Origin of the sequence: Pseudovibrio sp. JE062 (assembly GCF_000156235.1) — a bacterium.
Classification (GTDB): domain Bacteria; phylum Pseudomonadota; class Alphaproteobacteria; order Rhizobiales; family Stappiaceae; genus Pseudovibrio.
Genome location: NZ_DS996812.1, coordinates 55,006 through 80,923, shown reverse-complemented (window position 1 = coordinate 80,923; position 25,918 = coordinate 55,006). Strand labels below are relative to the sequence as shown.

Genomic DNA, 25,918 nt, shown 5'->3' with positions numbered 1-25,918 from the left:
TCAGGGGTATACTCCCAAAATCTAATACACAGAATAATTGAATTTAATTAAAAGTAGAACTAATATTCTATTGTCGATAATAGCCACTGTGTTGTCATGGAAGATCTGCAACAACTGCTCATCAACCGGATGTACTCAACCGTTGTCACCGGTAAGGGCCTAGACGATATTCTGGCGCCAATCGCCGAGAAATACCCGGATTTGCCCGTCACATTCCAGGTCCAATGCCTCACGCAAAACAACTACTATCACTTCTCGGCTCTCAACGTAGACAGCGCCTACAACGAGCTTATTGCTGAATTTATCCAGTTCAATCCTTTTCCCAAACTGCTTCAATCCGTTAGTTCTGATCAGCTAGTCTACTCAGAGCGCTTCCTGAGCCAACAGCAGCTGGAGCAGAACGAGTTCTATAACAACGTCCTCAAAGGCCGGGACAACCTCAACCGCTCACGCGGGTTCCATTTACACCGACAAGGCTCTGATGTTGCACTCGCCGCAGTCACCATGCCCGCCCGCTTTCAGGGCACAGAAGACGAAGAGCTCTGCAATCTGCTGGAACGAATACAGCCGCACTACCAAAACGCCTTCTCTCTGTTTCTCAAACTGGAAGCCCAGAAGAGAAACGTAGACCAACACACATTCTGGCTGGAGCAGATCCCCTCCGCCGCCTTCATTCTGGACCACGGCTTCCATATAGCCCTCAGCAATCAAAAAGGCCGGGCACTGCTGCAGAAAAGCCGGTTCCTTTACGCCGATAGAAGCAACAACCTCGCAACCAACCATCGGATGTACACCAACAATATGGAGAACCTCCTCCTCCAATGCAGAACTCAAAAAATCCCAGTTGGCCCCTTCCCTTTGGGATGTGAAACTCCAACCCAACCACTGATCTCCTACGTTCCCCTGACAGTACTGGAACAAGACACCAACGACGTTGAACCTTTCCTGAAGAACTGGAGCCCGGTTCTCGCAGTCATCCTCGATCCAACCGACCATCCAGTTTCAAAGGAGATGCTTATTCAGAAAATCTGGGGTGCAACCAACCGCGAGGCAGACATCGCGCAAATGCTGATACGAGGCTTTTCCCTAAAAGAAACCGCAAGCACTCTCAACATGAGCTACAACACCGCCCGCAACCACATCGCAGGACTAACAAGCAAAGCCGACATGAAGTCACAAAGTGAGCTGATCTCCTCTCTTACCGCCACTCTCTCCCGCATGCCTGAGACAGTAAGAGCACCAGCCCCTACCGATTAGGTCGGCTCACTTCCTCATAAAACTGAGCCAGCGACGTGACATTGGCACCAGTCTGATAAGGAGACGTCAAAGCACATTCAACAATCACAGTTCGCTTATCGACCTGTAGCGAAAAATCACTCGTCAACGGCCATAAGCTCCAGCTATCCCGCAATGAGTTGTACCGCAGCGACGTTCCGTAGAGCCCTCCATTCACAAGGAGATTGATCGAAACACTTCGGCGAAAATCATAGGGAACCGTTTCAAACTCAGATCGAGCGGGCAACAGGCTGACATATCGGTGGGCTTTATTGAGAAACATCCATTGCTGTTTCTCCTCTGTGACATTGCGAAAAACACTCCGATAGATCGCCATATTGCCTCGCTACGACTGCTGTTAAAACCGGTGCAATATGTGACCTGACGTCAGTCATAGCTTAGCGTGATTAAGGTGTCTTTGGGTTAGTTAAGGAGCCTCAATCGCAGTTCATTTAATTTTACTCAACTGACCCTTTTGCGAGTGATTTGCTCTTGCAATATTTCACTGCACTAGGCCAAAGTGAGGTTCATTTTCTAATCTCAATAAGAATCCGAAGTTTTTAGGGAGCGCTCCAATGCCAACCATCAATCGTCTTGCGGAAATGCACGATGAAATCACAGCATGGCGCCGTGATTTTCATGAGTATCCCGAAGTCCTCTATGAAACTCATCGCACAGCAGCAAAAGTAGCCGAGATCCTGCAAGAGATCGGCGTTGATGAAGTTACTACAGGTGTTGGCCGTACGGGCGTAGTCGGCGTTATCAAAGGCCGCAACGGCGGCGCAGGCAAATCCATTGCCCTGCGTGCTGACATGGATGCGCTTCCGATGTCCGAAGAAACCGGCAAAGAATACGCTTCCAAAAACGAAGGCGCCATGCACGCCTGTGGTCACGACGGCCACACTGCAATGCTGCTTGGTACCGCAAAATACCTTGCCGAAACCCGCAACTTCGACGGCACAGTTATCCTCATATTCCAGCCAGCTGAAGAAGGCGGCGCTGGCGCAAAAGCGATGATGGACGACGGCCTGTTCTCCCGCTGGAATGTCGACGAGATCTACGGCCTGCACAACCAGCCTGGCACTCCAATCGACCACTTCGCAACCCGCTCAGGCCCGCTGATGGCGTCAACCGACGAGTTCACCATCACCGTAAAAGGCATCGGCGGCCACGCAGCGTATCCGCACAACACAATCGACCCTGTTGTCGTTGGCTCCCAGATCGTCTCCGCACTACAGTCCATCGCCTCCCGTAACGTTGGCCCTCTGCAGTCCATCGTGATCTCTGTAACCTTCTTCCAGGCAGGTACCGCCTACAACATCATCCCTGACACAGCGAAACTCGGCGGCACCATCCGCACGCTCAATCAGGATGTCCGCAAGCAGGCCGCTGAGCGTGTCAAACAGGTTGTCAAAGGCGTATGCGCTGCAAACGGCGCTGGCGTGGACTTTGAGTTCAACGATGGTTACCCATCTACCTCAAACCATCCAGAACAAACAAAATTCGCAACCCAGATCGCAGCTGAAATCGCAGGCAGCGCTGACAAGGTAGACGAAAACATCGAGCCAACCATGGGCGGCGAGGATTTTGCTTATTACCTAGAAGAAAAGCCTGGTGCTTTCATCTTCCTCGGCAACGGCGACACCGCAGGGCTGCACCATCCGAAATATGACTTCAACGACGAAGCCATTCCATATGGTTGTTCCTATTTTATTAAACTGGTTGAAACCGCAATGCCTGCAACTTAAAATGCACATTGCAATTTACGGGGCCTCGGATTTTTCCGAGGCTTCTCTATATTAAAAATATTCAGGCCATTACCGTGCAAATATCCAAGCAAGCTATTGAAGTTGCTCACAAACGAATTCAGAAGTACATCCGCAAAACACCATCTATTGTAAGCGGTAACGGTACCTTCGGCCTGAAGTACTCCATCTCTTTGAAGCTCGAGCATCTGCAACACTCAGGCTCCTTCAAAGCCCGTGGAGCATTCAACTCATTACTAAACAACACAATCCCAGAGGCTGGCATCGCCGCAGCATCCGGTGGCAACCATGGTGCCGCAGTAGCATGTGCCGCCCACGCTCTTGGATTGAAAGCCAAAATCTTCGTGCCTGAGATCTCCAATCCGGCCAAGATCGACAAAATCCGCAGCTTCGGGGCTGACGTTCACGTTGAAGGCGCAGCATACGCAGATGCGGCAGCCCTGTGTTCAGAATACCAGAAGCAAACCGGCGCGATCGATATCCACCCGTACGACGCTGTTGATACCATCAACGGCCAGGGAACTGTCGCACTGGAATGGGCTGAGCAAAGCCCGGATCTTGACACCATCCTCGTGGCTGTCGGTGGCGGCGGTCTGGCAGCAGGTGTTGCAAGCTACTACGCCAACAGCCCAACCAAAATCGTCGCCGTCGAACCTTATGGCTCCTGCTCCATGCACGCAGCGCTCGAAGCTGGCGAACCGGTTGACGTCAAACTCGACAGCATCGCAGCGAACGCTCTTGGCGCCAAACGGTGCGGCACCTTCCCGTTTGAGGTTGCGCAGAGCCACATTGCAGAATCCATTCTGGTCGAAGACGACGCCATCCTGGCAGCTCAACGCCGCCTCTGGAGAGAGATGCAGCTCGTTGTTGAACCGGGAGGCGCAACTGCTCTCGCAGCTTTGATCTCCGGCGTTTACAAACCAGCAGAAGGCGAGCGCATTGGCGTACTGCTCTGCGGTGGCAACGCTGAGCTCCTTCAGGTCAACAACACCCTGTCTGGCCGATAAAAGAAAAGCGGTACCACCGTCAGATGGTACCGCTCTCAAAATTCCTTAAAGAACCTTGCGCAGGAAGCTGCGGGTTCTTGGATCATCCGGACTGGTGAAGATCTTCTCAGGTGGCCCCTGCTCGACGATGCGCCCGCCTTCCATAAACAGAACGCGATCCGCGATCTCTTTTGCAAACGCCATCTCGTGTGTCACGATCAGCATGGTCTGGTGAGCCTGTGCCACACGTGTCAGCAACTGCAGCACCTCATCCACCCATTCGGGGTCCAGTGCAGAAGTCGGCTCATCCACCAGCATCAGCTCAGAGTTACTGGCCATCGCACGGCCAATGCCAACACGCTGCTGCTGACCACCGGAAAGCGAAGCCGGATAAGCATCTGCCTTATCAGCCAGACCGATGTTCTGCAGGATCTCATTGGCGCGCTCAAACGCAGCCTCTTTGGCTTCACCGCGAACGGTGATCAGGCCTTCTGCAATGTTCTCACGCGCCGTCTTGTTGGCAAACAGAGCATAGTTCTGGAACACAAACGCTGTTCTCAGACGCATCTCTTTGATCTGCGCAGCATTGGCTTTTTGAACATCAATGCTCTCACCATCAAGGATGTACTCACCCTGCTCTGGCGTCTCAAGAAAGTTGATGCAGCGGAGCAACGTAGACTTACCAGTCCCGGATGGACCAATAATCGCAATGCGCTCGCCTTTTTTGATATCAAGGTCGATCCCGTTCAACACAGGAACACCATTATAGATTTTTGTGAGCCCGCGGATCTGGATCATCTTGAAACAGCCTTTGATAGTCGATTTTCAATTTTGGACTGAACGAAAGCAAGGCTCTCAACAACAACCCAGTAAATCACTGCAACCACAATAAAGGTCTCAAAGTACAGGAAGCTGCCAGCAGCTTCTTTTTGTGCAGCCCCCATCAGCTCTGTCACACCAAGCGTAAAGGCAAGACTGGTGCTCTTGATGAGGTCAATGAAGTAGTTGATCAGGGTCGGCGCAGCAACACGGGCAGCCTGAGGCAAAATGATACGACGCATCATCTGGCCAGTAGACATACCGATAGACTTCGCCGCTTCCCACTGGCTGCGGTCCACACCCAGAATAGCTGCACGAATACTCTCTGCCATGTAAGCAGAAAAGTGCAGTGTCAGGCCAACAATCGCAGCAGTCACCCCATCAATCGCGGTGAGAAAGGAAACCAGCTGCGGCAGGCCGTAGTAGAACAGAAACAGCTGCACCAGCAGCGGTGTTCCACGAAAGAAACTGATAAAGAGCCGCGTGGCCGCATCCAGAACGGGAAAGCGGACCACACGGATAATCGCAAACAGCGATGCAAGTATGAGCGCCAAAATCATGGACACACTTGCCATACCCAAGGTTAGGGGTAGGTACTTTAAGAGGATCGGCAAAAGGCCGAGCATATAATCCAGATCTAAGGCACGCATGGTTTGTTCTTATTATTGAAGCACACTTTCAGGAGATGAGAATAAACGCCCGAAAGTGAACCAGATCAAAAGTAAAAGCAGTCCACCTGAATAATTCAGAAGCGAACTGCTTTACCAGTAAAAAAACAGAGAGCTTTAGTCAGCTTTTGTGATGTCCGCGCCAAACCACTTGTCGGAAATCTCAGCAAGCTTACCAGAAGCCTTCAGCTCGGTGATCGCACCGTCAACCTTAGCAGCCAAAGCTTTACCATCTTCATCAGTACGGAACGGCATTGCGTTGCGAATTTCAGAGAATGGTGCACCAGCCAGAGCCAGCGGCAGCGGAGTTTCTTTAATCACCTGAGTTGCACTGATGCGGTCATGAATGAACGCGTCAACGCGACCAAGAGCAGTGTCCTGAGCCAGGTTGCTTTCGTAGGTGCGGATGTCGATTTCATCAGCAAATGGCAGACCGCGAAGCAGCTCTTCAAAGTTAGAGCCGAGGTTTACAGCAACGCTTTTGCCTTTAAGGTCTTCAACGCCGTTGATTTCCTCGTTGCCAGCTTTCACAACAACCTGCGCACCGTCATAAACGTATGGCTGGGAGAAGGTGAACTTGGCTTCACGCTCAGGAGTAATGGTGATCTGGTTTGCAATGGTGTCAATGCGGCCAGCTTCCAGAGCACCGATCAGGCCGGAGAAGCTCATGGTTACGAACTCAACGTCGTCACCAGTCTGCTCTGCAATCGCACGAGCAACATCAACTTCAAAGCCCTGCAGAACGTCCTGCTTGACAAAAGTGAATGGGAAATATCCACCAGACATGCCCACACGGATTGTTTCAGCCTGAGCAGGAACAGCCACGAGAAGGGCAAGTGCAGCAACAGTAGAACGAGAGAACATATCTATTCCTTATTCGTATTTTTTGTTGAGCACGTTCTACCAGAATGAGGAAAATTTTCTACAATTAGCCAAGCTAGAAGCTCAATTAAATCAAATAAACTACCAATGACAGAAATTATTAGAACACAATACCAGCAAATCCGAAATGCATAAAAAATACTTCCTTTAAGGCTGCAGGTGACAAAATCTGATTTGAGAACATCTTGTTAATTTCTGCAATTTCCCAGCAAGATCACAGAGATGTTACAGGCAAAACGTGCACTTGCCCCAAGATTTTAGGCGAAACGTATAACTACTGACTCACAGCCTGAAAAAAAATGCTCCCTGCAAAACAGAGAGCATTTTGGAACCAAACGGCGAGCAGCTGATCAGCTCACCATATCGAAGAATTCGGCCTCCAACTCACACATATGAGTAAAGCTCTCAGAGATTTCGCTCTGGCGTTTCACGCGCTCCTCTTCGCCAATTGAGTTCACTTCCCGTTTGATCCATTCAATGAACTCACCAAACTCATCCGTGGCAAGAAACTCAACCCACTCCGCAAGATAGAAGCGCTCTGGACGTGGCTTGGAAGCTTCCCGGTGTCCCCATTCACGATAGATCCACTCAGAAGCAAGAAGCGTGGCCATACCATCCACGTAGTGGCCTTTGCCAGCTGTTGAGAGCAACGTTGCACCAATCGCGCGTGTCACCGTGTTCGGCTTGGCGTTTTCATAAGTCTCAGGTTCAACACCCAGCTCTTTAAATGTCCGCTGGAAATACGAGAGCTCGTTGGATGTCAGCTGATGCGTAAACTCGGCAAGGCGCGCCTTTGAAGCCATGGATGGCGCTTTGGCGATCAGGAAGCCAAGAGCAGACGCCAGATCCTGAATGTAGTGATAGTCCTCAAGCAAGTAACGGAGGAACACGTCCTTGCTTACTGTGTCATTACCAACCGCACTCGTGAACGGATGATTGATTGCTCTGTTCCACGCAGGTCCTGCAGATTTCACCAGCCAATCAGTGAAGGTCTCATCCGTATGAGTGATCTTGTAATTGGCATAACTTGCAGTGTTCAGCATTCGCGTGTGCCTCCCAACACATTGTCCTAGAGCGTATCCCCCAAAAGCACCTCTGGCCTTCCATCAGGAATACGCGTGGCAAAAAAGCTAAGAGCATGACACGTAAATCCTCATGAACGCGAAGTGCTCTGGCTTACATCTACTTCGAACAATGCCACTCAGAGTTGGGCTGCACTAGACGGAAATCACCGTATATGCCCCCTGCAATTTTAGGGGTATCATCGCGCGTTCGTCTGCAACCACTGCACTGCATCGGATATTGTCGATGACAGGTCAGGCCTGCCATTCATACAAAATATCCGGCGCTCCTTCTTCATTCTCTGAACCGCTTGTCCGCTTCACTTCCTTAAAGCCATGAGCTTCGTAGAATGCTCTCGCATCCACATTCTCAACAAAGCACATCAACTTAAGAGTCCCGGAAGATTGAGCTTTTGCTTGGTCTAAGAGCTTTGTACCAATGCCCTCCCGCAGATGCCGCGGATCCAGATAAAGCTGTTCTATCCAGTCATCTTTGATGGCCATCATACCTATGATTTGCTCATCTCCCATGACTATTGTCAGTTCATTGCTCTTAAAAACAATATTTTGGAAGAACCAGAGATCTTCTTCAGGCGTGTGCAATCTGGGCAAAAAAGAAAGACACCGATCCCGCGAATACCTGTACATACGCGCAACTTCCGGCAACTCATCAAATCGCGCAGCTCTAATTTCAAGTGTCTGCATAATACCCCCTCAATTTGGCAAAATCCTAGCATAGCCATTGGGTAAAGTATCCCCACAAACACCAGTGGCACCGCAAGGTTTTCCATGCAGCGTTGGAGCTGGAGTTCCCGAGTTAATCGGGAGGGGCAAGGCGGCAGGCAATGCCTGCGCAAGTAATGAGTAAGTTAGTTTCTTCGGCATTGGCTTGTCGCCTTGCCCGGGCGTTTTTGCAGGAGGCTAAGGCCAGGGTCCAGAAGACACTTGGAAGACTTAAGGCTGTTGGAAAGCCTCAGGTCTCAGTGCTGGCGCCCTTTGGTCTGGCCGGACATCCGCTATCCCTCAACACTGTTGGTGAAAGGGGAACCTCCACGGACCTGCTGCGAAATACGTTACCTTCCACAGTAGCCCCACCCAGCCTACGACCAACTGAAGGACGGTCCCCCAGCCAGCCCATCACGTAGGCATGAGTTAAGACTACGGGAGAAATTTACGAAGGGGATAAGTTTTTGAGCCGCGGCAGGTACTCATCCATTTAATCATATTCAGCAATGTTCAGCACATGCGATTACAGTGCTTGCAATTTAATCAACCTTAGATTGAATTGCGTCAAACGCACATATATCTTTTTCATATGCACACACAGACGGACTTCGCGTATGGCAGATAAATTTGAATATTCTCATTTTAAGGACATTAATTTAGATGATCCATTCTTCGACAGCTTGAAAGCTCAGTATGAAGAATTTGCGGACTGGTTTTTGAGAAAGGCCGAAGAAAAAGCATACGTGCTCAGAGATGATGACGATCAAATAACCGGATTTATCTACCTGAAAATTGAAAACGAAATTATCGATGATGTCACGCCTCAGCTACCGGCAGCGCACAGACTAAAAGTTGGTACTTTTAAGATTGATGCTCACGGAACTAGGTTAGGCGAGCGGGTTATAAAAAAAATCTTCGATCACGCACTCCAAGAAAATGCGGAGGAAGTCTACGTTACCGTTTTCGACACACATGAAGCACTTATTAGTTTATTTGAAAAATATGGTTTCATAAAAATTGGAACGAAAACAACTCCAAATGGCTCGGAGAATGTGTACTTGCGAAGTCTTCGTTATTCTAACAATGACATTATTAAAGATTACCCATTATTTCGAACATCACACAGACGTAAATTCTTACTAGCAGTTCACCCTGAATACCACACCGAGCTTTTTCCAGACTCTATATTGAATAATGAAGATTCAAGTATTGTTGAGGACGTATCTCATACGAACACTATACACAAAGTATATGTCGCAAAACTCTCTCTTACTCGGATGGAAAGAGGAGATTTGATAGTTATCTATCGCACAACAGATAACGTGGGACCTGCCTTTTATCGTTCGGTAGCAACTTCAATATGCGTCGTTGAGGAAACGAAGAAACGACGTAACTTCTCTAATGTTGAGGAATTTGTTCGATACGCCGAAGCCAGTAGTGTCTTTGACCGAGAAGCTTTGATTGCTAAATACAACGCAGAAAGTCGTTTATTTTGCGTCAAAATGACATATAACGCTGCACTAACTAGAAGAATAATTAGGGGTGTTTTACTAGACCAAGTTGGTATTTCAGAACAACCCCGTTGGGATTTACGCGAGTTAACAGATGACCAGTTTAACCAAATCATTGAGTTGGGACAGGTGAATGAAAGTCTTATTATCAATTAAGCCTGAGTTCGCAGAGCTGATCTTCGATGGCACAAAAACCTACGAGTTCAGAAAGACTGTGTTCAAAAATCCTGACATAAAGACTGTCGTTGTCTATGCGACAAGCCCTGTGAAAAAAATAGTCGGCGAGTTCGAGATCAAAGAGGTGGTTAAGGACTCTCCAGAAGATCTTTGGACTTCGACAAAACACAGTGCTGGAATATCTAAAGATTTTTTTGATGAATATTTCTCAGGCCGAACTCAAGCTTGTGCATTAGCAATAGCATCTGCGAAACGATACGATACTCCGATCGAACCAAGTAGCATATTCGACAACTTCGTCGCACCTCAATCATTCCGCTATATAGAAGCGAATATCAACTAATCGCGCAACATTGTGCCGAACCAAAAGGGCACCCGAAACGGTGCCCTTCGTAATCTCATATCATGCTTTTCAGCTTAAGCAGCAGCTTCTGCTTTTGGCTTGATCAGGCCGCGGTTCACCAGAGCCTCAGCAATCTGCACGGTGTTCAGCGCAGCACCTTTACGCAGGTTATCGGATACAACCCACATGTTCAGGCCGTTCTCAACGGTCGCGTCTTCACGAATACGGGAAACGTAAGTCGCATCTTCGCCAGCACACTCGTAAGGAGTGACGTAGCCACCGTCTTCACGCTTGTCGACAACCAGAATACCTGGCGCTTCACGCAGCAGATCCTGTGCTTCTTCAGGAGAGAGCGGGTTTTCCAGTTCCATGTTAACGGACTCAGAGTGACCAACGAACACAGGCACGCGTACAGCGGTACAGGTGACCTTGATGGTCGGGTCGAGCATCTTCTTGGTCTCAGCCAGGACCTTCCACTCTTCCTTGGTGTAACCGTCTTCCATGAACTCATCGATGTGCGGGATCACGTTAAACGCAATGCGCTTAGTGAACTTCTGCGGCTCAATCGGATCGTTCACGAACACAGCACGGGTCTGATTGAACAGCTCATCCATCGCTTCTTTACCGCCACCAGAAACGGACTGGTAAGTGGAAACAACGAGGCGCTTGATGCCAGCCTTTTCATGGATCGGCTTCAGCGCAACAACCAGCTGCGCAGTAGAGCAGTTCGGATTCGCGATGATGTTCTTCTTTTTGAAGTCAACGATATCGTCAGCATTCACTTCAGGCACGATCAGCGGCACATCCGCATCATAACGCCATGCAGAAGAGTTATCGATGACAACACAGCCCTTCGCAGCAATCTTTGGTGCCCATTCTTTAGCAATAGAACCACCAGCAGACATCAGGCAGATATCAACGGAAGAGAAGTCGAAGTTCTCCATCGCCTGAACTTTCAGGGTCTTATCGCCGAAGGAAATCTCTTTACCCTGAGAGCGACGTGACGCCAGCGCGATCACTTCATCAGCAGGGAAACCACGCTCAGCCAGAATGTCCAGCATTTCTGCGCCCACATTGCCGGTAGCACCTGCAATCGCAACCTTATAACCCATTGGTTCTGTCCTCTTTCGTCTCCCCCGCTGAGCCGCCGAGGAGCGTTCCACCCCCGGTCTGGCCCTCTAGCGCCCTCCGTCCCGGGGAGAGCGCGGGAAAGAGAGGCACCGTCAGGCGGTGGTCTTTGTCGTTTTAGTGGTGGTTTTTGTGGTAGCAGTTTTGAGCGCAACAGAAGCCATGCGCGCGGTCATCGCACGTTTCATGGTCGTCTTCATGTTGGTCATCGCAAACATCATGCTGCTAAACTCTGCCCCTAAAATTGGTCGCGCAGAAATTGCCTATATCAACCTCATTTGTCAACAGGCATATTCAACGCTTCACGCCAAGGTCGCTATACCTCAAATTAGCCCAAGAAAAAATAGCTAATTTTGAGAAAAAGCCTACCGCTACTCGCGATAATACTGACGTATTCTCAAGAGATAGTGAGGCAGTTAGACAAATTGTGCCTCTCATTTCACAAGGCAACAAAACAACTAAAACTTGCATTAAAAATACACACTAACTAAACATTGTTTAGCATAACATTGAATCTAATTTGGCAATAAAAATTGCGTATTTGGGAGAGCAAGCATGAACAAAGCTGGTGGAATTATTTGCCTTATCGCAGGTATCTTTAGTGTCTTTGCAGCAGGGGCAACACTCTTTCTAGGTGGCTTGGGGGCAGCCCTTGAAGCAGAAGGCGGTGAGACTGTTATAATGCTTGGCTGGGTAGGTCTTCTGATGTCCTTTGTTATTATTATTCTGGGCGCAATTGCGATTGGTAAAGCTTCAAAATTGCTCGGCGGAATTATTGTTTTATCATCCATAGTGGGCGCAGTTGTAGCGGTACATTTGTTGCAATTTTCATGGTGTTGTCTCTTCTAGTGGCGTCCTTGTTTTGTTCAGCAAGAAAAAACCTGCAATCCAGCAAGCGGCATGAAGATTTGCAATGAAGTACTCTAAAATTATTTCGGCCATTGTTGTTGGCCTAACTGTTGCAGCGTGTAACTACGAAACACAGGTTACATTATACTCGAGTGACCTGACCAAAGACACCGAAGGCACACCACTCCTTGCACCTGTTACACTTGTGGGCAAAGGAACATTCTCAGAAGACGATTGTGAGAAAATTCGCGGCAAAGTCGAGCCAGCAGTCCAAAGGTCTTTTCAAAATGTAGAGTTCAAAGGTTGCGCGAAAGCCCCGGACGGTATTGATCGCACAGTTTCATTTGGCGCAAGCGTACCTGTATACGTTGGCTCTTGGGAAGACAAAATTGGCTCAAGCGAGTTTAATGGCGCATATGGGCTCCTCACTGCGTACGACCAAGAAACACCCAATGTAAAGAAGATCATTTTCGTCAAAGGTGCAAGCTACGACTATTTCACAAAAGAACTCGATAACGCACTCCCTGGCTCAAATATGTCCAAAGACGGAGCAGGAATTACTCTCGAACTTAATAATGATTTATCTCAGAAAATCACGTTCAGTGGCAGAGGCTTCTTTGTAAACGGAACTCCATATGGGAATGTTGGTTCAGTAAATCTTGCATTGCCGAACCGTGCGAACATCAAAGTAAAACTCTCAGATGTTGCTGCTCAGTTTCTCTTCACAAATGGCTCTGAAGTAATCGGAGCAATCGACTTCGCATCTGAATAAAAACCTCATTCATACATAGGCTTCAGAGGCATCTCCGGATGCCTCTAGCTCACATCCCCAAACGCTTTCACAAACCGTCCTCCACGTTGAACCTGCCGTAACTCGGGCACACAGCGCTCCGCATTGAGTTGCGCTGCCCACTCAACATCCGCAGCATAGCCATAATGCGTTAGCTCCTGACCGCTGACACAGCCTTCCAGCGCGCTCTGCAAAGCATCTGCGCAGGAGAGGTAACCAGCTTGTGCCAGCGAGGCTTCTGGCGACAAAGAACACCCAAGAAAATGCGCGATGGCACCACAGGCAATCTGATCTTCGAATGCTGGTCGCAGGCTCCCATCTGGCCATTTCTCTCCCGCAGCAAGCAGCAGAACCTTCCCGGGAATCTCAGCAAGATAAGCAGCAACTGCTGACGCATTTCGCAGAGCGCCAGCAAACACCCGTCCTTCTCTTGGCAAAGTAGAGAGCGTAGCCCCGTTAGGGCTTGGCAGCACCAGCACCTCATCGGCAGAAAGCCCCATCAGCGTTGGTGGTGACAACGAAAACCCACCTTCCCGCCGCTTGCGAGCACAAACACCACCAACCTCTGCGGCAAGTTCCTGGCCCTCTTCCCGATCAGCAACCGGCACAACCAAAGCACCTCTGCCACAAGCGACAACAGTCGCCGTTGAAAAGCTCAGACAGTCAACGATAACGGTTGCAACATAGCCATCGCTGCTTGCATTACGCCCCCACTCCAAATGCATAAAGTCAGCCATAAACAACCTCAAAATGATAAAACCGTGGGCACCTGAAAAAGAGCACCAATCAATTCTTGCATGGCACCGCTTCTGCACTCAGTCTGAGAGAAGCAGTCAAAATCACAACGGAATAATGATGGATCTACTTTCTCAATTGCAAGCACTTGCTGTCGATCTCGAGCGCTCTCAGCTGCCAGAGGTCTTCAAGTATGCATGGTGGGTCTATCCGGCAATCAACACAGGCCACATCGTTGGTCTGGCCATGCTGTTCGGCTCCCTTGTGCCATTAGACCTGCGCATGATGGGCATGTGGCGCTCGATCCCGCTGTATGATCTGGCACGCCCCCTCACCCGCATTGCACTTCTGGGAGGCCTGATCGCCATCACAACCGGCATCTTCCTGCTCTCAGTCAAAGCTCAGGTCTACGTCAATGCCCCCATCTTCTGGGCTAAGTCTGGCTTCTTCGTGCTTGCCTTGCTGAACGCGCTGCTCCTGCGCTTCAACAAGCCCTGGCGCTATCTGGCGCAAGTGGATTCCCGCGGAACCATCCCTCGTTTCAAGTCTGCTGGCTTCATCTCCCTCTTCAGCTGGCTCGGCGTCCTCATATGCGGTCGCATGTTTGGGTATCTCTAACGGAACAAGTTAGACAACGCCCCAGTCTTTGCGGCATAAAGGCCGAACTAAAAACATCGGACAACACTCATGATCATCCGCGCAGAGCTACCATCTGACATCGAGATCATCCGCGATCTTGTTTACGCAGCTTTTGAGAACCATCCGCACCATGAACCCGGTGCAAAACCAACCGAACACCTGATTGTCGATCAACTGCGCGAGAACGGGGAGCTGAGCTTGTCACTCATCGCAGGACAGGCAGGCGGCATGGTGGGCCACATCGCCTTCTCTCCAGTAACAATCGATGGAGAGGATGAGGGCTGGTATGGCCTTGGCCCGGTGGCAATTGTGCCGAAACATCAAGGCAAAGGCTTTGGTGCCGCTCTCATTATGGAAGGCATGCAGCAAATCAGGCAGCGTGGCGCTAAAGGTGTCGTTTTGCTTGGAGAGCCTAAATACTACAGCCGCTTTGGCTTCCAGCAGGCAGAAAGCCTCACCTTCCCCGGCGTCCCAGCAGAGTACTTCATGCAGCACACCTTTGAAGGCGAGACGCCAACCGGCACCGTCGCTTATTCCGAAGCCTTCTTAGCAAGCTAAGATGAAGAACTAAAACGGCTATTCATCACATTTGTCGGGCAAGGCCTGACTTAAAGGCTTATCCGTTGGCTTCAACTCACCCTTGTTAATCGCGATGGGAGAGTAAGGCGGATCGGTAATAGTGCCCGGCACCACCATATGTAAGACATAACAACCTGCATAAACCTGAGAAGTGCCATCAGAAAGGTGCGTTTCAATCGCAACCGGAAGCGCCCAGTATATCTGACTCATGCCTGGGTCTGGCTGAGTGGATCCATAACGAAGTTGAACAGACTCAGTTGTTCGAAAACCGTCTTTCCACTTATCGAAATTCTTGGGTGGAGTATTGAAGTAGCTATACGCCTGCACATAATCTTTGCGATTGATGGCATTGTAGTAGCTCTCAATAACCGCTTCGGGAGTGCTGCGGTTGTCCATGTAAGGAATGCCATCAAACACCAATGAGTTGGCGTTCGATGCCCCCAAAACCGCGAGTATCACACAGGCTCCGGCAAAGCTCTTCCGCTTGAACATGGTTGCATCCAGTCTTGTTCTTTTTTGATGCAACCAAGTCCAGCAAAGAGAAGCTAAGGCAGGTTTAAACCGCCTAGTGCGCTCTTACGTAAACCGCTTCGTTGGTAAACGAACCTGCATCCAGCAGGTGTACAGTTTGATAAACAGTCAGCTGCGAGCCATCTTCGTTCAGCTCACGCTTGGCAACCATAATAGTCAGGCCACCACGCTTGGCTTCAGAAACCAGATCACCATCTGTGTTCAGAGAAAGAGAAAGCGTATCAGCAAACGGGTTTTCCGGCATCGGGCGGTCTTCACCATCCGGGATACCAGAGAAGTTCGCTTCCACGGTCTCTCCTTCACCCTCAACGGTTTTCATGAAGAAGCCGATCTCGCCATCCTTCTCGGCGATCGTCAGGCTACCGCCCCACGGCACAGCACCCTGCTCATAGTTTGAGACATCCGGATCCAAAATCCAGGTACCGAGAAAGGGTCTTATACGTTCATCCATGCTCTGCCTTCCAGCAATGCTTCTCATAAAATTCTTGGCCCACGCTTATGCCGCAGTGCTGTTTTCAGCGCAACCACGTGGCACAGCTAACTCCCGTGATTAACATCGGGTGGCCAAACTTCCAAAAAACCAATCTTAAAACGGCAGGCCCATCTAACGGAACCTTTGCGCTCTTCGCCCACAATCGCAGGCAAAAGAACCGCTCCGGAGGCCCCATGCTCAAGCGCATTGCCAGCAAACCGTTCGCCTTGTTCAAGATCACATTGGCCCTGTTTGCCTTTGTCTTTCAGCCCGTTGCAGCCAACGCCTGCACAAGCTTTGTCCTTTCCACCGTCGACAACATCCGCATGTACGGTCGCACCATGGAGTTCGGCAAACAGATCCCCACTAAAATTGGGCTCATCCCACGCGGTTACAAGTTCCAGTCCAAAATCAACGATGAGATAGGGTTCAGCTGGACAGGTAAGATAGCAGTCATCGGCGCCAGTATCTTCGATAGTCCCGCTATGGTCGACGGCATGAACGAGTATGGGCTCTCAGGTGGCGCCCTCTACTTCCCCGGCTTTGCTGGTTACAAAAACCCCTCACGCAGTGAAGAAGAGAGAGCCAAGGAAATCAATCAGGTAGACTTCCTCGTCTGGATGCTCTCAACCTTCAAAACTGTCGAAGAAATCAAGATCAATCTGGATAAAGTTTCTCTGGTTGGCACCTATTATTCAAACATGGATGAGATCCCGCCTCTGCATTACACACTGCATGATGCTGCCGGTTTCTCTATCGTCATTGAGCCAGTTGATGGAGAAATCAAAGTCTACGACAATCCCTACACCGTGCTCACCAACTCGCCTGACTTCGAATGGCACACCCAGAACATCCGCAACTACCTGTTCCTCTCCCCTTTCAACATCGGCACCACCACCATTATGGGGCAGGAACTGGAGCCATTTGGTCAGGGATCAGGCTTGCTCGGCATTCCCGGTGATCCAACTCCTCCCTCCCGTTTCATTCGGGCACTGGGGCTGATCTCCACCATTGACGCATCTGAGTTGAACAAGAACCGGCTGGTGACAATGGAGCACGTGCTGAACAACTTCGATATTCCCAAAGGGTTCGTAAGGCCTGCCATCTCTCCTACAGAGCAGGAACAAGAAGCCAACGATTACACCCAATGGTCTGCCATCGCGGACATCGAAAACAAGATCTACTACATCAAAACCTACGAGAACACGACGCTCCACGGCGTCAGCTTTGATGACTTCGATGTCACTAGCGGCCAGCTGCAGTTTGTGAACCTGCCAAGCCCGAAACCAACACAGCCCCTGCTGCCACCTATGCAATAAAAAACAGGGCTTCCGAACCATCGGAAGCCCTGCTTCAAATTCTAGAATTTTGGCAGTAGCTTAAGCTGAAACACCTGCCAGAGCAGTCAGCTCAGCAACAATGGCATCACCCATCTGTGCGGTGGTGATGGTTGCTTCGCCTTCTTTCGCGATGTCTTTGGTGCGCAGGCCTTTATCCAGTGCGTTGGAGATCGCTTTTTCAAGCATGTCTGCCTCAGCAATCTTCTGGAAGGAGTAGCGCAGCGCCATTGCAAAGCTTGCAATCATTGCAATTGGGTTAGCTGCACCGGTGCCTGCGATGTCTGGCGCAGAACCGTGTACTGGCTCATAAAGTGCCTTACGCTTGCCGGTTGCCTCATCAGGCGCACCAAGAGAAGCAGATGGCAGCATACCCAGAGAGCCGGTCAGCATCGCTGCAACATCGGAAAGCATGTCACCGAACAGGTTATCAGTGACGATAACGTCAAACTGTTTTGGCCAGCGAACCAGCTGCATGCCACCAGCATCTGCCAGCATGTGGTCCAGCTCAACATCAGCGTAATTCGCTTTGTGCGTTGCGGTTACAACTTCGTTCCAAAGCACGCCGGACTTCATCACATTGCGCTTTTCCATGGAACAAACTTTGTTGTCACGGGTGCGCGCAAGGTCGAACGCAACGCCAGCAATACGCTCGATTTCGTAGCTGTCATAAACCTGCGTATCGATACCGCGCTTCTGGCCGTTGTCCAGTTCGATGATCTCTTTTGGCTCACCGAAGTATACACCACCGGTCAGCTCACGAACGATCAGGATGTCCAGACCTTCAATCACTTCCGGCTTCAGAGAAGACGCATCAGCCAGCGCTGGGTAGCAGATTGCAGGGCGCAGGTTTGCAAACAGGCCAAGATCTTTACGCAGACGCAGCAGGCCAGCTTCCGGACGAACCTCATAAGGAACATCATCCCACTTAGGGCCACCAACAGCACCGAAGATCACAGCATCAGCCGCCTGTGCTTTCGCCATATCTTCTTCAGAGATGGAAACGCCGTGCGCATCGTAAGCGCTGCCACCAACAAGGCCTTCGTCATACTCGTAAGTATCTTCGCCCTGCTCGTTGAGCCAGGCGATAACCTTTTTCACCTCTTCCATAATTTCCGGACCAATTCCATCACCAGGAAGAAGCAAGAGCTTGTTGGATGCCATGGGTCAATATCCCGTTTTCTGCAAATTGAAGTTGACCATTTGTGCCGCCTCACCCCTGCCATTGCAAGGTTCAATATTTCAACGAAAATGGATGGGTCCTCAACAATAGTGCCCTAGACAGGTTTCTTTAATCCCACCATGATACTCTTCATCAACTGAGCGTAGACAGTTCTAAGGCACTGCAAAATATGCATAACTTGTTAGTCATAGGTGGATCGGGCTTTGTGGGTGCATCGCTCATCCCAGCCCTAATTTCGAAGGGCTATAATGTAACCCTGCTCAACAGAGGGTCTCGCCCCATCCCCGGAACACAGCAGCTTATCGCTGACAGGAACGATCCATTTGCCATGAAGCAAGTGGCGGGCAGATACGAAGCTGTAATTGATACAAGCGCTTACACCCGTGAGCAGTCAGAAATTGCCTTCGACACCTTCGGCATCCACGCCAAAAAGTGGATCCACCTCTCCAGCGCTGCGGTCTACAAGGAAACCAAAGGCCACCTGCCAAGTGAGAAAGACTCAATTGGTGGCGCCTCTGTTTGGGGAGCCTACGGCAGAGACAAATCTGAGGCCGATCACTTCCTGCTTAATCAGGAACACACTCCTGCCGTCGCTATTCGTCCGCCTTACCTGTACGGACCAAACAACGACATCGACCGCGAGCAGTTCGTCTGGGCCCGAGCCCTGACAGAACGCCCGATCATCCTGCCGGGCGATGGCCAAACCAAGCTACAGTTTCTACATGAAGAAGATCTCGCCAGCTTCATCCTATATCTGCTGGCAATGCACGCCATGCCGACCGAAGCGGTCAATCTGGCCGATCCGCATATCCTGACAATCGAGAAGTGGGTGCGGATGCTCTGTGATATTGTGGAGGTTGAGCCGGAAATCATCTACGGCAAAGACATGGCCCCAGGCATCCCGGCCCGCGAGTACTTCCCGTTCCGCGACTACGACTGCGCACTCGATGTCACCCGATATCTGGAGAACTTCGACTGGCAGCCTCAGTACAAACTGCGGGAAGGCTTCACCCACACCTTCAAGAGCTACACCAGAGAAGAGCTTGCAAGAAGCTCCCCTCCAACGCTCGCTGAAAAAGCAATCGAGTACTAAAAGACAACGAGCGATTACTGGTAACGCCCGTGCCGCTCCAGCATTTCGATGCGATATCCATCCGGATCAGTCACAAAGAAGAACCGCGCCAGCAGCTTGCCTTCCACGAAGAACTCCTTGATGTCTTCCGGAGCAAGCCCTTCCGCCTGAAAGCGCTTGTACTCATAATCCAGATTATCCACGCAGAACGCAATGTGACCGTAACCATCACCCAGTGAGTATGGCTCTTTGCGATCTTTGTTGACTGTCAGCTCAACTTCAAAATCATTTTCCGCATTGCGCAGATAAACAAGCGTGAAGCTATCAAAGTCTAGTCTCTCAGCAACGTCCAGACCTAACGCCTTGCGGTAAAACGCAAGCGAACGCTCCTCATCCAGAACACGAACCATCATGTGAATTGCTTTTGCCATGGGAAGACCTCTCAGCAGAATTGACTGCAAGAGAATTAGGTCGCTGATGCCGGCCCCGTCAACCGTAACAACACACAAAACCAAACTGCCATATAGCAGTTTACAATTCTTGCTCAATTCAGGTCGCCCACTTGCAGTAAAAATGCACTCCACTTATGATCGCAGTGTGGTTAGGACACCCGCCGCTCGCAAGCAAACCGCTCTGGTGAAGCTCCATTTTTTTCAGCATAAAACCGCACAATTTCAGCGGTTTACTGGCAACGCGAGCACCAGCTTTTTCCCGCTTCTGAACTGAAAGCAGTTTTGATGTCAGACGTTTCCTTTTCCAAACCGGACAATATTTTTCTGTCCGGTTCCATACCTATACTCTTTGCAAAAACCGCCATCCCCCTCAGCCTTGTCATGATGGTCAACGGCTTGCACACGGTCGTAGATGCTTACTTTCTGGGAACCTACGTAGGAACGCAGGCGCTCACAGGCGTCACGCTCATGTTCCCGCTCTTCATGATCCTTGTGTCCCTGTTCACGCTTGTGTCCAACGGTTTCGCCAGCATCTATGCAAGGGCCTTCGGCGCGAAAAACCACCGAACCGCAAAAAAGATCATCGACAGCGCAATAGCCCTCGCCCTGATCGTCTGCGGCATCCTCATTTTGAGCTTTCTGGTCGCAGGATTTCAGCTCGCGTTGTTCCTGACCAACGGCTCTGACGAACTTGCTCAAATTGGCTATCAGTACATGGCGATCCTCATTTTGGGCTCACCACTGGGGTTCGTTCTGTCCATCAACATCGACAGGTTACGCTGTGAGGGCCTACTGCCCCTCATGACAGCCATCACGCTGAGCTCCGCATTCCTGAACATCTTCTTTGATTGGCTCTATGTGGTTCAGTTCGGCTGGGGCGTGGCAGGCTCTGCTTATGGGACATTGACGGCACAGCTGATCTCTTTGGTCGCACTGGTCGTCTATTACACATCTAAGCGCAGGGAACTTTCCTTCCTGAACTGGAGACCTGTAAGCTTCCAATGGAAGTCTCTCATCGCCCTTGGTGTCCCCCAAAGCCTTGGCTACACAGGTGTTTCTCTGGCCGCCGCCGTCACCCTGTTTGCTATTCAACTATGGGCCGGAAGCAATTATGAGGTCACCGCTGGAGCCTATGGCATCATCACCAGAATGATGACCTTCACGTTCCTGCCTCTGCTGGGGCTTAGCATGGCGCTACAATCCATTTCAGGAAACAACTACGGCGCACAACAGCATGATAGAACCGCACAAACCTTGAAGATCGCGATCATAATCTCGCTCATCTACTGCGGTGGAGTACAGGCAATCTACTACCTGTTCAGCTCCCAGCTTGGCGCTATCTTCGTCGATGATGCAGCCACAATCGCAGATGTCGAACGCATCATACCGATCGTATCCATGATGTTCTTCATCTCTGGCCCATTGATGATGGTAGGCACATTCTTTCAGGCAATCGGTGATGCTGCCCGCGCAGGTATTCTGATGCTGGCAAAAACCTACCTGTTCGCAGTCCCGCTTACTCTCATCCTGCCTTACGCGATGGGAGAAGCCGGTATTTGGTACGCCAGTGTCTTCTCTGAGGTTCTGCTGCTGGGGCTCACCTTTGTCATCGTGATAGCCCACAAACGCGCTGCCACCCCAGCCACAGCTCTTGCAAACACATAACCAACGTCCCTCGCATGCTCATACCGGTATGCGAGGGTCATAAGTTTGTCGGCAACCTGTACCAAACAAGACAGCGCCTTCATCTCACCTTCGCTAGTACTGAACCAACGGAATATGCGTCCTATGGTGAGGTGCACAAGCATGACGGATTTGGTGAATGCGCTGCTGATCGAACTCGGCAACAGAATTGGGTTCGACAACTTTTCTCTCAATGAAGACGGCCAGATCTTTCTCGGCCTTGATCAGAACCTCGCCATGAGCATCGTCTGGCGAGATGAGAGCCAGACCCTGCTTTTCAACTCTGTCATCAGCAAGCAAAACTCTGACGACCCGCAGGTGCTGCAAGCTTTGATGCAAGCCAACTGCGTGTTTGCGGATAGTCACGCCATGGCCTTCAACATCAGCCCCAAAGAACGCCATATCAATCTGTCCATGGTGGTGACCATCTCTGACAGATCATCCTTCGCCCTGCACAATAAGCTGGACATGTTCATCCGCACGGCAGCCTCCTGGCACGAACGCCTTAAAACCCCGGAAAGCCTTACCCCGGACTGGGAAAATCCAAATCACGCGACACCGTGCAAAACCAATAATCTCTCAGATCTTGGAGTAAGAGTATGAGCGCGATCCAACTCTCCAGCTTTGTAGAAGCCGCCCAATTCGACAATGGCTTGGACAAACTACACACCACCAGCGAAGCAGTTACTGAGCGCACCTCCCATACGTCGGTCGGCGGAAAGTTGCTCTCCTGGGCCCTGAATGGTGGACAGAAATCAGCAGATCAAAGCCGCTTTCAGGAAGCCTTGAAAGCTGAGTTTGGAGACGACACCGCCCAAGCCGCTTACGACGCATTTGCCCCCAAGGGCAGCAGATCCCACAGCCTGACAAAAGCACAAGTTCTGGACACCGTCGAGTTTGCACTCAGAACGCAGGAAGAAAAGGCAGAAACCCGCAACACATCTGCGCAGACTGATATCCTTGCAAGTGTCCGAAAAACTTATGGCAATGCAGTCGCTTTTGAAACCAGTACACTTTTGGAAGGCTCCAGTGAGTTTGCCAAAGCTGGCGAAAATCCTGAACAGATCAAGGCAACAGTTAGAGAAATTGCAGAGGGCATCTATCAAGACCGCCTTGCCGAAGTCGATCAGGATATCTCATCCCGGCTGGGCAAACTGAATGAACCGGGCGCACTTGAAGCATACGCAGAAAAAGCTTCCATAAACATCGATTGGTCTTCAGTTTCCGAAGATGATCGGAACCAACTTCTGAGTTCGTTGAAAGTGAAACTCATCAAGCAAAGTCATGCAAGCGCGCAAGAACCGAAGCAACGACAGTTCCTCACAGATGAGAAAGTCGATCAGGCTATCACCAATCAGCTACGCATTCTGACAGAAGTAAAAATGGCTCTGCCGGGTGGGGAAGTCTTCGATCAAACCCTGGAAGAGCTGGGTCTGCAGTCCAGTGAGTTGAGTGCTGAGTTCCAGACGAAAATCTCAGAAGACCTGTCTCATGAATTACAGATCTTGCTGGGTGAGGATGGCACTAAAACAATCACGAGTGATCTGAAGGCGACAGAAAAAAAGATCATCCAACAAGCGGTTTCCATGGCGCTTCTTAAAGATGTCGCACGTGCTGAAGCCAAAACACAGGCCTTCAAGGAAGCCATCGCGCGCCTTAACCCCGAAGGAACTCCTGAGATTCCCGCCTACTTGGAGAAACTTTTCTCACATCTGGGCAGAAGCCAAGTAGAGGCGGACATGCTTGCAGGAAAATCCTTTGAAGAAAGCGGCGGTGTTGTCGAAGCTACAAAAGCTGAGGTTTGGAAGCAGCTGAGCCACTTTGAAACAGCAGGCACCGCTCTTGTAGGTTTCATTGATCAACTCAACAGCAAAGATCTGAACGCAGGCAAGTTCACTGAAATTGCCAAAACATTTGCCGCAAACGCAAAATCCAGCGGAGCTGACGACATTGGCAAAATTCTGGATATCCAGCTCGCTAACATTTTCAGGAGCAATCCTGACCTGAAACAGAGTCTGCTGCAAAATGTCGAGAGTGGGCAGCTTACTGCGCATGCAAATGCACTAGGAGCTGGCATAAACCTACTGCGCGATACAGTAGAGAACCAACTGATATTGAAAGCGAACAGGGATGGGATTGATCCTGACTATGCCGTGTTGGAAGTAAACACCATCACAGCGACTGCAACCCGACCAATCGACTATCTGCTTTCCAACTTTGTCGAAGCTATCTCAAGTCTGGAAAAGCAAACGATGGTATCAGATGCAGCTGAACTGGAAGCTCTCAGTGAAGAGGGACGCTCGCAAAATGATGCAGCAGTGAAGCACAACGAAGAAGTAAAGCAGAAGTACCAGGGTATTATGCAAGCGTTTGCCGCACCTAAGGAGGATAAAGTAAACGCCCCTAAGGTTGCTGCTGGTCTGGCCAATAATTTGTCTGAGCAGCTTAAAGCCCACGATATTGCGGTATCATTCTAACCCTCGAAAGTTTCGATAAGTCACTAGAACACAGCGTCGGCAAGGTCTCCTTGCCGACGCTTCTGCATTAAAAGTATCCCTTAAAGCAAAATCACCGCTGTCCCGAGCAGGGAAAGCGCAGCTCCGCCCCAGGCCAGTGGGCGGGGCATGTTGCCCGTGTTCATCCAGAGCAATGGCAGAATGAAAACAGGTGAAAGCGAACCAAGCACACTGGCAATCGCCGCATCATAATGCGCGTAGGCATAGAGCAGCAGCGAAACCGATATGCCGTAGCCAATGAATCCAGGCAGCACCACGCGGAACAGCAGCATCCAGCTCATCTCTGTCGTCGCCTGAACCGCAGACAGAGGCATCAACCCAACCAGCGCCACAATAAACGCAGCCCCCGTAACGCGTATCGCGGATGCCGCTAAAGGCTCAGTTCCGGAAAGAAGCAAAGGCTTGAGAACCAACATCCCAATCCCTTGCGAGGCAGCTGCGATAAGCGCCAGCACAACAATCGCCACTAGTCCCCCACTGCGGCGCGTGGCTTCTGCTTCCTGATCAGAACTTCCAAACAAAATAGCTAAGCAAATGCCGAAGAGAGCGATTGCGATGCCAATCATTTCCGTAAAGCTCAGCTCTTCACCCAGAAACGCAAAGGCAAGCACAGCCACAATCGGCGTTTTAAGTGAAAGCAATAACTCTGTTTGCCGAGGCCCAGCTCTCTTCAGGCATTCCAACAAAGCAACATTGCCGATGATCACGCTGACTACAACACTCACCACAAAGGCAGGCCACTGGCTCCAGTCGACAGATTGCCAGTATCCCAACACAGAGCACAGCACACACAGGATGGCCCCTGAAGTCAGTAGCTGAATACGAGTAAATTCAAAAACACCAACACGTTGTAGCGGTCGGTGGGACAACATAGAACCACAGGCCCACCCCAATGATGCCGCCAGAGCAGACGACACAGCGAAAACAACCATAGTAAAACTTTCCAAACGTGCTACAATATGCGTAGCAACACATCGCTACATTAAACCTAGCAAAAAAGAAAGCCCATAATCTGTGAAAATACCTAAGGCAGGACAACCGGTTCGCGGATCAAAATCCGGCAAGCCAATCATGGTTCTTTTTGATTTGCTGGGCAGAAGATGGGCTCTTGGCATCATCTGGAACCTCTCAACCGGCCCGCAAACCTTCCGCGCACTTCAGTCCAACTGCGACTCTGTATCACCCACTGTGCTCAATACGCGCTTGAAAGAACTACGAGAATGCGGGATCGTCAGAAACGGAGAGAACGGTTACGAACTGACAGAGGAAGGTGAAGACCTGTTCACCTATCTGCAACCCTTGGGCCACTGGTCTCAATCATGGTCCCACGCAGCCAAACTGAAAGAAGTTCAATGAAATTCAATCACATCGGCATTCCGACCAAGGGCTACTTTGAGGAAGAGATTCCCCTACCCCACCTGCACATGACAGTCAGCGACCACAAAAACAATCCGTTTGGCATCCAATGGCAGCGTTATGACGAAGACGCCCCGTATCCGGAAATCGTCAAAACCGTCGCCCATGTCGCCTTCGAAGTCGACAATCTAGAAGAGGCTTTAAAAGACCAGAAGGTTATCATTGAACCCAATTCTCCTATTGAAGGTCTGACTGTCGCATTCATCGAAGTGCACGGAGCCCCCGTTGAGCTGATGGAAGTTGACCGCTCCATCTGCAAGGAAGACATCTAGCCCAGCACCTACAGCTAACAGCAGCTTAATGCTGGCAAGCCGCTTACCAC

General features: G+C 50.4%; 29 protein-coding genes. 17 read left to right on the top strand and 12 right to left on the bottom strand.

What is annotated here, in order from left to right; all coding sequences use genetic code 11:
* Nucleotides 1-96: 96 nt before the first annotated feature.
* The 3 genes from PJE062_RS19190 (at nucleotide 97) to PJE062_RS19180 (ending at nucleotide 4,048) form a co-directional block, all read left to right on the top strand.
* Nucleotides 97-1,257 carry a helix-turn-helix transcriptional regulator gene (locus tag PJE062_RS19190; RefSeq protein WP_037037711.1) on the top strand — a complete coding sequence of 387 codons (1,161 nt, stop codon included), beginning with the start codon at nucleotides 97-99 and terminating at the stop codon, nucleotides 1,255-1,257.
* Between the two features lie 593 nt (nucleotides 1,258-1,850).
* The gene (locus tag PJE062_RS19185) at nucleotides 1,851-3,023 is read left to right on the top strand and encodes a M20 aminoacylase family protein (protein ID WP_008551274.1); all 1,173 of its coding nucleotides are present in this window, start codon (nucleotides 1,851-1,853) and stop codon (nucleotides 3,021-3,023) included.
* Nucleotides 3,024-3,097: 74 nt separating this feature from the next.
* Complete coding sequence (locus PJE062_RS19180; RefSeq protein ID WP_008551461.1) at nucleotides 3,098-4,048, top strand: threonine/serine dehydratase; 951 nt, start codon at nucleotides 3,098-3,100, stop codon at nucleotides 4,046-4,048.
* Nucleotides 4,049-4,093: 45 nt separating this feature from the next.
* Here the strand turns inward: PJE062_RS19180 and PJE062_RS19175 are convergent, their stop codons facing one another.
* The 5 genes from PJE062_RS19175 to PJE062_RS19155 form a co-directional block, all read right to left on the bottom strand.
* Nucleotides 4,094-4,825 carry an amino acid ABC transporter ATP-binding protein gene (locus PJE062_RS19175; protein ID WP_008551447.1) on the bottom strand — a complete coding sequence of 244 codons (732 nt, stop codon included), beginning with the start codon at nucleotides 4,823-4,825 and terminating at the stop codon, nucleotides 4,094-4,096.
* A complete protein-coding gene (locus tag PJE062_RS19170; RefSeq protein ID WP_037037709.1) occupies nucleotides 4,822-5,496 on the bottom strand; it encodes an amino acid ABC transporter permease in 675 nt (224 codons plus the stop codon). Before PJE062_RS19170 ends, PJE062_RS19175 begins: the two co-directional genes overlap by 4 nt.
* A gap of 135 nt (nucleotides 5,497-5,631) precedes the next feature.
* Nucleotides 5,632-6,378 (bottom strand): amino acid ABC transporter substrate-binding protein, encoded by a 747-nt coding sequence (locus PJE062_RS19165; protein ID WP_008551375.1) that lies wholly within the window; start codon nucleotides 6,376-6,378, stop codon nucleotides 5,632-5,634.
* 368 nt (nucleotides 6,379-6,746) lie between these two features.
* Nucleotides 6,747-7,439 (bottom strand): TenA family protein, encoded by a 693-nt coding sequence (locus PJE062_RS19160; protein ID WP_008551737.1) that lies wholly within the window; start codon nucleotides 7,437-7,439, stop codon nucleotides 6,747-6,749.
* 273 nt (nucleotides 7,440-7,712) lie between these two features.
* Complete coding sequence (locus PJE062_RS19155; RefSeq protein WP_008551574.1) at nucleotides 7,713-8,162, bottom strand: GNAT family N-acetyltransferase; 450 nt, start codon at nucleotides 8,160-8,162, stop codon at nucleotides 7,713-7,715.
* 635 nt (nucleotides 8,163-8,797) lie between these two features.
* On the opposite strand from PJE062_RS19155, the gene PJE062_RS19150 reads away from it, so the two are divergent.
* Both PJE062_RS19150 and PJE062_RS19145 read left to right on the top strand, forming a co-directional pair.
* The gene (locus PJE062_RS19150; RefSeq protein WP_037037707.1) at nucleotides 8,798-9,850 is read left to right on the top strand and encodes a GNAT family N-acetyltransferase; all 1,053 of its coding nucleotides are present in this window, start codon (nucleotides 8,798-8,800) and stop codon (nucleotides 9,848-9,850) included.
* Nucleotides 9,828-10,214, top strand: a complete 387-nt coding sequence (locus PJE062_RS19145; protein WP_037037704.1) for an ASCH domain-containing protein — start codon at nucleotides 9,828-9,830, stop codon at nucleotides 10,212-10,214. The genes PJE062_RS19150 and PJE062_RS19145 overlap by 23 nt, the downstream gene beginning before the upstream one ends.
* Nucleotides 10,215-10,288: 74 nt before the next feature.
* On the opposite strand, the gene PJE062_RS19140 is transcribed toward PJE062_RS19145, so the two are convergent.
* Nucleotides 10,289-11,326, bottom strand: coding sequence for an aspartate-semialdehyde dehydrogenase (locus tag PJE062_RS19140; protein ID WP_008551306.1), 1,038 nt, complete (start codon nucleotides 11,324-11,326; stop codon nucleotides 10,289-10,291).
* Nucleotides 11,327-11,444: 118 nt separating this feature from the next.
* On the opposite strand from PJE062_RS19140, the gene PJE062_RS26415 reads away from it, so the two are divergent.
* The 3 genes from PJE062_RS26415 to PJE062_RS19130 all read left to right on the top strand — a co-directional run bounded on the left by PJE062_RS26415 (nucleotide 11,445) and on the right by PJE062_RS19130 (nucleotide 12,963).
* Nucleotides 11,445-11,693 (top strand): hypothetical protein, encoded by a 249-nt coding sequence (locus PJE062_RS26415; protein ID WP_008551563.1) that lies wholly within the window; start codon nucleotides 11,445-11,447, stop codon nucleotides 11,691-11,693.
* A 204-nt stretch (nucleotides 11,694-11,897) separates the two neighbouring features.
* Nucleotides 11,898-12,191, top strand: coding sequence for a hypothetical protein (locus tag PJE062_RS19135; RefSeq protein WP_008551357.1), 294 nt, complete (start codon nucleotides 11,898-11,900; stop codon nucleotides 12,189-12,191).
* A 64-nt stretch (nucleotides 12,192-12,255) separates the two neighbouring features.
* A complete protein-coding gene (locus PJE062_RS19130) occupies nucleotides 12,256-12,963 on the top strand; it encodes a hypothetical protein (protein WP_008551524.1) in 708 nt (235 codons plus the stop codon).
* 44 nt (nucleotides 12,964-13,007) lie between these two features.
* Here the strand turns inward: PJE062_RS19130 and PJE062_RS19125 are convergent, their stop codons facing one another.
* Nucleotides 13,008-13,718, bottom strand: coding sequence for a 2-phosphosulfolactate phosphatase (locus tag PJE062_RS19125; protein WP_008551424.1), 711 nt, complete (start codon nucleotides 13,716-13,718; stop codon nucleotides 13,008-13,010).
* A gap of 115 nt (nucleotides 13,719-13,833) precedes the next feature.
* Here PJE062_RS19125 and PJE062_RS19120 point away from each other — a divergent pair, with 115 nt between their 5' ends.
* Together PJE062_RS19120 and PJE062_RS19115 are read left to right on the top strand one after the other, a co-directional pair.
* Nucleotides 13,834-14,334, top strand: coding sequence for a hypothetical protein (locus tag PJE062_RS19120; protein WP_008551658.1), 501 nt, complete (start codon nucleotides 13,834-13,836; stop codon nucleotides 14,332-14,334).
* 69 nt (nucleotides 14,335-14,403) lie between these two features.
* Complete coding sequence (locus PJE062_RS19115; protein ID WP_008551499.1) at nucleotides 14,404-14,913, top strand: GNAT family N-acetyltransferase; 510 nt, start codon at nucleotides 14,404-14,406, stop codon at nucleotides 14,911-14,913.
* An 18-nt stretch (nucleotides 14,914-14,931) separates the two neighbouring features.
* Here PJE062_RS19115 and PJE062_RS19110 read toward each other — a convergent pair whose 3' ends face one another.
* Nucleotides 14,932-15,426, bottom strand: a complete 495-nt coding sequence (locus tag PJE062_RS19110; protein ID WP_008551517.1) for a hypothetical protein — start codon at nucleotides 15,424-15,426, stop codon at nucleotides 14,932-14,934.
* Nucleotides 15,427-15,499: 73 nt separating this feature from the next.
* Complete coding sequence (locus PJE062_RS19105; protein WP_008551732.1) at nucleotides 15,500-15,916, bottom strand: hypothetical protein; 417 nt, start codon at nucleotides 15,914-15,916, stop codon at nucleotides 15,500-15,502.
* 215 nt (nucleotides 15,917-16,131) lie between these two features.
* Between PJE062_RS19105 and PJE062_RS19100 the strand changes: the two genes are divergently transcribed.
* Nucleotides 16,132-17,256 (top strand): linear amide C-N hydrolase, encoded by a 1,125-nt coding sequence (locus PJE062_RS19100; RefSeq protein WP_008551305.1) that lies wholly within the window; start codon nucleotides 16,132-16,134, stop codon nucleotides 17,254-17,256.
* A 60-nt stretch (nucleotides 17,257-17,316) separates the two neighbouring features.
* On the opposite strand, the gene leuB is transcribed toward PJE062_RS19100, so the two are convergent.
* Nucleotides 17,317-18,438, bottom strand: coding sequence for a 3-isopropylmalate dehydrogenase (gene leuB / locus PJE062_RS19095; protein WP_008551433.1), 1,122 nt, complete (start codon nucleotides 18,436-18,438; stop codon nucleotides 17,317-17,319).
* Between the two features lie 188 nt (nucleotides 18,439-18,626).
* Here leuB and PJE062_RS19090 point away from each other — a divergent pair, with 188 nt between their 5' ends.
* Entirely contained in the window at nucleotides 18,627-19,550 is a 924-nt protein-coding gene (locus tag PJE062_RS19090; protein WP_157039254.1) for an NAD-dependent epimerase/dehydratase family protein, read from the top strand.
* Between the two features lie 14 nt (nucleotides 19,551-19,564).
* Here PJE062_RS19090 and PJE062_RS19085 read toward each other — a convergent pair whose 3' ends face one another.
* Nucleotides 19,565-19,960, bottom strand: coding sequence for a VOC family protein (locus PJE062_RS19085; RefSeq protein ID WP_008551701.1), 396 nt, complete (start codon nucleotides 19,958-19,960; stop codon nucleotides 19,565-19,567).
* Between the two features lie 306 nt (nucleotides 19,961-20,266).
* Here PJE062_RS19085 and PJE062_RS19080 point away from each other — a divergent pair, with 306 nt between their 5' ends.
* The 3 genes from PJE062_RS19080 (at nucleotide 20,267) to PJE062_RS19070 (ending at nucleotide 24,141) form a co-directional block, all read left to right on the top strand.
* Nucleotides 20,267-21,646 carry an MATE family efflux transporter gene (locus tag PJE062_RS19080; protein WP_008551374.1) on the top strand — a complete coding sequence of 460 codons (1,380 nt, stop codon included), beginning with the start codon at nucleotides 20,267-20,269 and terminating at the stop codon, nucleotides 21,644-21,646.
* 141 nt (nucleotides 21,647-21,787) lie between these two features.
* Nucleotides 21,788-22,267 carry a type III secretion system chaperone gene (locus tag PJE062_RS19075; protein WP_037037701.1) on the top strand — a complete coding sequence of 160 codons (480 nt, stop codon included), beginning with the start codon at nucleotides 21,788-21,790 and terminating at the stop codon, nucleotides 22,265-22,267.
* A complete protein-coding gene (locus PJE062_RS19070; protein ID WP_008551631.1) occupies nucleotides 22,264-24,141 on the top strand; it encodes a hypothetical protein in 1,878 nt (625 codons plus the stop codon). Before PJE062_RS19075 ends, PJE062_RS19070 begins: the two co-directional genes overlap by 4 nt.
* A gap of 80 nt (nucleotides 24,142-24,221) precedes the next feature.
* Here PJE062_RS19070 and PJE062_RS19065 read toward each other — a convergent pair whose 3' ends face one another.
* Nucleotides 24,222-25,112: a DMT family transporter gene (locus tag PJE062_RS19065; protein WP_008551567.1), complete on the bottom strand. Its 891-nt coding sequence runs from the start codon at nucleotides 25,110-25,112 to the stop codon at nucleotides 24,222-24,224.
* Between the two features lie 82 nt (nucleotides 25,113-25,194).
* Between PJE062_RS19065 and PJE062_RS19060 the strand changes: the two genes are divergently transcribed.
* Both PJE062_RS19060 and PJE062_RS19055 read left to right on the top strand, forming a co-directional pair.
* Entirely contained in the window at nucleotides 25,195-25,536 is a 342-nt protein-coding gene (locus tag PJE062_RS19060) for a helix-turn-helix domain-containing protein (protein ID WP_008551264.1), read from the top strand.
* Nucleotides 25,533-25,868: a hypothetical protein gene (locus PJE062_RS19055; RefSeq protein WP_008551293.1), complete on the top strand. Its 336-nt coding sequence runs from the start codon at nucleotides 25,533-25,535 to the stop codon at nucleotides 25,866-25,868. Before PJE062_RS19060 ends, PJE062_RS19055 begins: the two co-directional genes overlap by 4 nt.
* The last annotated feature ends 50 nt before the right edge of the window (nucleotides 25,869-25,918 follow it).